The sequence below is a fragment of the Mesorhizobium sp. M2C.T.Ca.TU.002.02.1.1 genome, from assembly GCF_003997225.1.
Genome location: NZ_RZTO01000257.1, coordinates 1 through 7,389, shown reverse-complemented (window position 1 = coordinate 7,389; position 7,389 = coordinate 1). Strand labels below are relative to the sequence as shown.

The 7,389-nt window shown below is 64.9% G+C and carries 7 protein-coding genes; 2 read left to right on the top strand and 5 right to left on the bottom strand.

All coding sequences use genetic code 11. The annotated features are described in order from the left end of the window. On the top strand, positions 1-810 hold an 810-nt coding region (locus EOD07_RS15635), incomplete at its 5' end, for a GlxA family transcriptional regulator (RefSeq protein ID WP_164772272.1). Positions 811-868: 58 nt separating this feature from the next. Here the strand turns inward: EOD07_RS15635 and EOD07_RS15630 are convergent. From EOD07_RS15630 to xylA, 3 genes are all read right to left on the bottom strand, one after another. Next, positions 869-1,654: a TIGR01458 family HAD-type hydrolase gene (locus tag EOD07_RS15630; protein WP_348627768.1), complete on the bottom strand. Its 786-nt coding sequence runs from the start codon at positions 1,652-1,654 to the stop codon at positions 869-871. A 107-nt stretch (positions 1,655-1,761) separates the two neighbouring features. Continuing rightward, positions 1,762-1,965 carry a hypothetical protein gene (locus tag EOD07_RS15625; protein WP_127236111.1) on the bottom strand — a complete coding sequence of 68 codons (204 nt, stop codon included), beginning with the start codon at positions 1,963-1,965 and terminating at the stop codon, positions 1,762-1,764. A gap of 196 nt (positions 1,966-2,161) precedes the next feature. After that, positions 2,162-3,487 (bottom strand): xylose isomerase, encoded by a 1,326-nt coding sequence (gene xylA, locus EOD07_RS15620; RefSeq protein WP_127236110.1) that lies wholly within the window; start codon positions 3,485-3,487, stop codon positions 2,162-2,164. Positions 3,488-3,598: 111 nt separating this feature from the next. On the opposite strand from xylA, the gene EOD07_RS15615 reads away from it, so the two are divergent. Then, complete coding sequence (locus EOD07_RS15615) at positions 3,599-3,961, top strand: nuclear transport factor 2 family protein (RefSeq protein WP_127236109.1); 363 nt, start codon at positions 3,599-3,601, stop codon at positions 3,959-3,961. 197 nt (positions 3,962-4,158) lie between these two features. Here EOD07_RS15615 and xylB read toward each other — a convergent pair whose 3' ends face one another. Continuing rightward, positions 4,159-5,613, bottom strand: a complete 1,455-nt coding sequence (gene xylB / locus EOD07_RS15605; RefSeq protein WP_127236108.1) for a xylulokinase — start codon at positions 5,611-5,613, stop codon at positions 4,159-4,161. An 81-nt stretch (positions 5,614-5,694) separates the two neighbouring features. After that, positions 5,695-7,020 (bottom strand): tetratricopeptide repeat protein, encoded by a 1,326-nt coding sequence (locus EOD07_RS15600; RefSeq protein ID WP_127236107.1) that lies wholly within the window; start codon positions 7,018-7,020, stop codon positions 5,695-5,697. Positions 7,021-7,389: the final 369 nt, after the last annotated feature.

Below are 7,389 nucleotides of genomic sequence, written 5' to 3'. Positions count from 1 at the left end.
GTCACCGGCGAGGCGCCGGTCACCACGTGCGGACTTCCCGTGGCGGTCAGCGGCCGCTTCGACGCCGCCGAGCCGACCGACATGCTGGTGGTCGTCGCCGGCTTCGGCACGCAGAACTACGCCACGTCGGCATTGTTGGCTGGCCTGCGCAGGGCGGCGCGGGCGGCCCGCGCCTGCGGCGGCGTCGAGGCCGGCACCTGGCTGGTGGCGCGCGCCGGCCTGCTCGAAGGCCGCAGCGCCACCACCCATTGGGAAGACATGGAGGATTTTTCCGCCGCCTTCCCGGGCGTCGACGTGCGGCCGGACCGCTATGTCATCGACGGGCCGGTCTTCACCTCCGGCGGCGCCTCGCCGACCTTCGACCTGATGCTGCATCTGGTCCGCACCAGGCTCGGCATGGCCGCCGCGCTCGATGTGGCGAGCGTCTTCATCTACGACCAGGCCCGCGCCGCGACCGACGCGCAGCCGCTGGTCTCGCTCGGCCGGCTCGACGGCTACGACCCCAGGCTCGCCCAGGCGATCCGGCTGATGGAAGCGCATGTCGACCAGCCGCTCACCATCGACGCCGTGGCCAAACGCGCTGGCGTGACGGCAAGGACGCTGGAAAGCATCTTCCGCAAGTCGATCGGCGAGACGCCCGGCGCCTATTATCTGAGGCTGCGCCTCAGTGCCGCCCGCCGCCTTGTGGTCGACACGCGCATCGCCATGGCCGATATTGCCGGGCGCACAGGCTTTTCGTCCGCCGCGGCATTTTCCAGGGCATTTTCAAGAGCGTTCGGCGAGGCGCCGGTCAGGCTTCGGCGCGGCTAATGCATGTCGCCCAAAAGTGCGAAGCGGTTTTGGGACAACGACATGCATCAAACAAGGCCTAAAGCGCGTCGCCTGAATCCGCTTCAGCGCGACGCGCTTTAAGGATCCATCTGGCCGCTGCCGCCAGATCGTCGACCACGGCAGTGGGCGCCGGATCGAAGCGCGTTTCGTCGCCAGGACGGTACTTGCCGGTCCGCACGAGCAGCGCCGCGCCGAGTCCGGCGCGCAATGCACCGGCGACATCGCTCTCCGCGTCGTCGCCGACCATGACCGCATCGGCCGGCGGACAACGCAAACCGGCAAGCGCCGACAGGAAGAAATCGGGAGACGGCTTGCCGAGCACGACAGGGCTGCGGCCGCTGGCGAATTCGAGTGCCGCGACGAAGGCGCCGGTATCGAGGCTGAGCAGTCCGTCGGCATCCTTGAACGTACGGTTGACCGCAAGCGCCACGAAATCGGCGCCGGCAACCAGTTCGCGGAAAGCACGGTTGAGGCTGGCGTGGTTGAACGCCTCGCCGGCATCGCCGACGACGACGGCTTTATCGCTCCCGCCCTCCACTCCGGAAAACTCGGTCTCGAGGTCGGGATGGACGAGCAGATGCGGCCGGCGTCCGCGCTTGCGTAGCCATTCGACGGCTGCGCCTGCCGGCGTCGCCAATTCCTCGTCCTCTACCTTGATGCCCAGCCCGGCAAGTTGAGCGATGATCGCGTCGCGTGGGGAGCGTGTCGTGTTGCTGACGAACCGGAGCGGCAGCCCGGCACCGCGCAGACGCTCGATGGCCGCCGCGGCGCCCGCTATCTGGACGTCGCCATCGTAGACGACACCCAGAAGATCGAGCAGCACCGCGCGTATCATCGATGCAGGATGGAGAAACAGTCTCCGTTCGTCAAACCAGGGTAGAAATGGGCCAGGGCAGAAACGGGCCAAGGAAGAATCGGCCTACGGAAGATTCAGGCGGCGTCGCGGCCTTCACCGACGATGCGCGAGCGCATGCTCTTGGCCAGCGCCGTTTCGAGCCGCGCGGCGACCGCGCGATCCCATTCATTCGGCTCGCGGGCGCCGTCTTTCGAATGCGGCAGCGCCATCAGCCGATCGATGATCGAACCAGCCTCACCGGAAGAGAGCAGGGCGTCGATTTCGCGTTCGTGCTGCATACGTTTCGCCTCCTTCTTTCCTTCCCGCCACAGGAGCCACGTTTATACGAGTTCCGTGACGGCTGTTTGAAGGCAAGAACGGGGCGATTGAGGGGCGATTCGGGGCAAGACCTTGTCGTGAAGTCCTGCCCCGCGCGAAGGCGGATTCAACCGCTGTCGCTTGTCAGATCGATGCGGTCGGCTGGCCGCCAAGCGGTCAGACGTAGCGGTTGACGATGTTCTCGAGCAGCTCCTGCCGACCGGAGCGCGGCTGCGGCTCGATCTTCTTCTTCACCACGCGTTCGGCGATCTCCTCCAGCGTGCGCTTGCCCGACAGCATCGCCTTGCCTTCGGCGGTGTTCCAACCGGCATAGCGTTCCGCGAGCGGGCCCGACAGCGCCTTGTCCTCGATCATCTTCGCCGCCGCCTTCAGGCCGCGCGCGCAGGCATCCATGCCGCCGATATGGCCGATCAGGAGGTCGTCCGGATCGAGCGACTGGCGCCGCAGTTTCGCGTCGAAATTGGTGCCGCCGGTCTTGAAGCCGCCGCCCTGCAGCACCTGGTAATAGGCCAAAGCCATTTCCGGCACGTTGTTGGGGAACTGGTCGGTGTCCCAGCCCGACTGGTAGTCGTTGCGGTTCATGTCGATCGAACCGAAGACGCCTAGCGCATTGGCTAGGGCCAGCTCGTGCTCGAAGGAATGGCCGGCAAGGATCGCGTGGCCCTGCTCGATGTTGAGCTTGACCTCCTTCTCCAGCCCGAAGCGCTTGAGGAAGCCATAGACGGTAGCAACGTCGTAGTCGTACTGGTGTTTGGTCGGTTCCTGCGGCTTCGGCTCGATCAGGATCGTGCCCTTGAAGCCGATCTTGTGCTTGTAGTCGACGACGAGGTTGAGGAAGCGGCCGGCCTGCTCCTGCTCGCGCGCAAGGTCGGTGTTGAGCAGCGTCTCATAGCCTTCGCGCCCACCCCACAGCACATAGTTCTCGCCCTTCAGCTTCTTGGTGACGTCGATGCATTTCTTCACCGTCGCCGCCGCATAGGCGAACACATCCGGATCGGGATTGGTGGCGGCGCCCGCCATGAAGCGGCGGTGCGAGAAGAGGTTCGCCGTGCCCCAGAGCAGCTTGACGCCGGTCTGTTTCATCTTGGTCGCGAAATAGTCGGTGATCTCGTCGAGGCGCGCGGCACTTTCGGAGAAATCCTTGCCCTCCGGGCGCACGTCGGCGTCGTGGAAGCAGAAATAGGGCGCGCCGAGCAGCGAGAACATCTCGAAGGCGACGTCGGCCTTGAGCTTGGCCAGCTCCATCGTGTCGACGCCGCCCGGCTTGGCGAACCAGGGCCGGTCGAAGGTCTGGCCGCCGAACGGGTCGCCACCCGGCCAGGCGAAGGAATGCCAATAGGCGACGGCGAAACGCAGATGGTCTTCCAGCCGCTTGCCGGCCACCACCTCGTCCGGGTTGTAGAAGCGATAGGCCAGCGGATTGGTCGAATCCGGCCCCTCATATTTGATCTTCTTGATGTCGCCGAAAAATCCGCTGCTCATGGTTTCCTTCCTCTCCAAGTGCTTTGCCCGATTACCTCAGGCGTAATTGGTTTCGCTCTTTCGCGGGGCCAAAAGGGTCATGTCGAAACGATCCAACGAAGGAGCATGACAATGACCGACCTCAACACGATCGCCCGCAATTACATCGCCGCCTGGAACGAGAGCGATGCGATCCGCCGCAAGGCGCTGCTCGAAGCGGCCTTCACCACGGATGTCAGCTATCGCGACCCGATCATGCAGGGTGACGGCCATGCTGGCGTCGCGGCGCTGATCGACGGCGTGCAGCAGCGCTTTGCCGGCTTCCGGTTTTCGCTGAAGGGTGTCCCCGACGGTTTCGCCGATCGCATCCGCTTCTCGTGGAACCTTGGGCCGGAAGGCACCGAGTCGGTCATCGAAGGCACCGACATCGGCGTCATCGAGAACGGCCGCTTGAAGAGCGTCACCGGATTTTTGGACAAGGTGATGGCGCAGTGAGGCTAATTGGGGAGGTGGGGTGCGAAGCCCCCCTCTCTGGCCTGCCGGCCATCTCCCCCGCAAGGGGGGAGATTGGATGTCGCGCCGGCTTTCGCCAATCGCCATCGTTGCAAGGAGAGGCGAGGCGCCGAAGCTGCCAATCTCCCCCCTTGAGGGGGAGATGCCCGGCAGGGCAGAAAGGGGGGCCTCGCTCCTGCTCACGCAGTTACAGCCCTTATCGCCGGATAAAGCGCGCGATACCTCTGATAGGCGTCGGCATAAGCCCCGCCAAGCCCGGCATCCGGCTCAACCGTCGCATCCGTCGCCGGCGCCGTGCACACGCCGAGCGGGTCGGCGCCTGTCGCGGCAATCAACCCCAGCCTTGCCGCACCAAACGCCGCGCCAAAATCGCCGTCGGCGGGAATGTCGACCGGCACCTGCAGCGCGGTGGCGATCGCCTTCAGCCAGTAGCGCGAGCGCGAGCCGCCGCCGATCGCGGTCACCCGGCTCAGCGTCGTGCCGGCCGTCTTCAGCGCCTCGAGACTGTCGCGGAAGGCGAAGGCGACGCCTTCCAGCACCGCCTGCGTCAGCACGGCCCGGCTCGATTGATGCGCCAGCCCGGTGAACGAGCCGCGGATGGCGGAATCATTGTGCGGCGTGCGCTCGCCCGAGAGATAGGGCAGGAAAGAGACGCCCGTCGGCGCCTTCAGCGTGTCGCCGAGCTCGCCGGTCAGGTCGCCGGCGCTTTTTCCCGTGATCTCCGACAGCCAGTTGAGCGAATCGGTGGCCGACAGGATGACGCCCATCTGGTGCCATGTGGCGGGTAGCGCGTGGCAGAAGGTGTGCACCGCGCTTTCCGGATTGGGCAGATAGGAGGCGTTGGCCGCAAACAGCACGCCCGACGTGCCGAGCGACACGAAAGCATGGCCGGCGCCGACCGTGCCCATGCCGCAGGCCGAAGCCGCATTGTCGCCGGCGCCGCCGGCAACCGGGATGCCCGCCGCGGTGCCCCATTTCGACGCGAGCTCAGCGCGCAGCCCACCGGCCTTAGCCGTGCCTTCGACCAGCGACGGCATGTGCTTCTCGTCGAGCGATGTCGCCGCCAGCAATTCGGGCGCCCAGCGCCGCTTGCCGACATCGAGCCAGGACGTGCCGGCCGAATCCGACATTTCGGAAATGCGCTCGCCGGTCAGCCAGAGCCGCAGGTAATCCTTGGGCAGCAGCACCTTGGCGACCTTGGCGAAGATTGCAGCCTCGTTGTTCTTCACCCAGGCAAGCTTCGGCGCGGTGAAGCCCGGGAAAACGATGTTGCCGGTGAGCTTGCGGAAGCGCGGATCGGCATCGAGCGCCGCCGCCTCGACATGGCTGCGCGTGTCGTTCCACAGGATGCAGGGCCGCAGCACCTTGTCCGATTGATCGAGCAGGGTGGCGCCGTGCATCTGGCCCGAAAGCCCGATTCCCTTGACCGCCGCCAGCTCTTTCGGATGCGAAGCCTTGAGCTCGGCAATTGCTGCCTCGCAGGCCTCGATCCAATGTGCCGGATCCTGCTCCGACCAACCTGGATGCGGCCGCGAGACGTCGAGCGAGCTATGGCCGGCGCCAATGACCTTCTGGCCGTCATCGATCAGCAGCGCCTTGACGCCCGAAGTGCCCAGGTCGAGGCCGAGATACATGATTTCCTCCCATTGCCATTAATTTTTTCGGATCTCGAAAAAATCTGGCTTGGCCGTTTTTAGGGCAAGATCCGCTTCGGGTCAATTCTCAGACAAATCGAATGCGCGCCGCGAGAACAGCGCCGACAACGGGCTGTCCGGCCGCGCCAGCTGCCGTTCGGCGGTAAGCGCTCGCGCCAGCCCGCTGTCGCCGGCGCGCAACGCGGCTTCGATCAGCGTCAGGTCGATGACGTCGCGTTGCGCGTGACTGCCGCCGAAACGGTGCGCGATCGAGCGGATCGGCCGGATCAGCCGCACGGCCTCGTCGTGATTGCCCTCGCCGAAGGCCTTGATCGCAAGCGTCAGCGGGTGGCCGACATCGCGCGTGAAGGCGGCGTTGTCGTCGCCGCCGCGCATCGCTTCGCGCTGCGCCTCGAGCAGTGTCTTCGCCGGCGCCTCCAGCCCGGCGCCGACAAAGGCCATCATCGCATGCGCGTCGTTGAAGGCGTAGTTGCCGGCGGCGGCTTTCGGGATCCAGTTGGCGGCGAGTGCCGACCAGCGGTCGCCGACATCGACGCCGCCCAGAGTGAGGCGCCAAAGGATCGCCGACGCATCGACCATGTTTAGCACCAAGGTTGAGCGGTCGCCATAGATAGGCCCGTCATAGAGCCGGAGCACCTCGTCCGTCTCGCCGAGATCATAGTGAAACAGCGCCAGGTGCCACCAATTGTGGATTTTCAGGAAGCTGTCCTTCGACCACGCGTCGGAATTGACCCGCATCCAGGCGATGCCGTCTCGTTGCCGGCTTTGCATTTCCATGACATGCGCGACCGCATGCTGTGCCCAGCCATCGCGCGGCTCGATCTCGACAGCTTGCCGGCCGAAGGACTCGGCGCGGGCATAGTCGCCCATTTCCTCCAGTCCGAAGGCCTGCATGCCGAGAATGGCGTGGTAGCCCGGCATGCCCTTCTGCCAGGCCGGCAGCGCCCGGCCGATGCGGTCGCGCAGCATGCGCGCGTTGCCGGTGAAGAAATCGATCTGATGCCCGACCTGCAGCGCCAGCGCATCGCGCGGATTGTCGATCGCGATATCCTCGAGGATGCGCGCGGCGTCATGCCAGCGCCCGTCGGCAAGATGGCCGAGCGCCGCGACATGCGCCTGTTCGCGCGCGGTGGCGGCAAGCGGCAGCGCCGCCTGATGGCTCGATCGGGCAACCGCCGTCGCGTCCCGTTCGGTGGCCAGGCCGAACAGATAGCCCTTGAACACATGCGCCATGACGAAGGCCGGGGCATCGGCAATGGCGCGGTCGATGGAACCCACCGGATCGCCGATGAAGCATTGCAGCTCATGCACGGCGCGGGCGTAGGACGACAACCCGGCTTCGGTCGCGCCCGAGTAAGCGAGGCCGAATTCGTCCTGCAGCGTCATTGAGTATCCTTAGACGATCGCGAATTGCTGTTCGGGGCCGATCCTAAAGCAATTCCAGGAAAAGTGTGTATCGGCGATCCTGTGAAACGCTGAATCGCTCTGGAGCATCGGCGCGGCGCGCGCCAATAGCAGCCCCGTCCAATCAATACTGTAGCCGATTCAGCTCACTTTGCAGTTTATCAACCATGCAACCCAGAATAGGCTTTGTAAAATTTTCCGAATTGTGTCTTCATTGCGGCGCCGGGCGGGGAGCTAAAAATCGCGAATTGCGAGGACGCGATGCGGCGCTTTGGAAATTCTCTTCCGAGACTCTTCTCGGAAGGAAAAGTTATATCAGAAAATGTTTATCGACTAATAAATGGCTTGGAG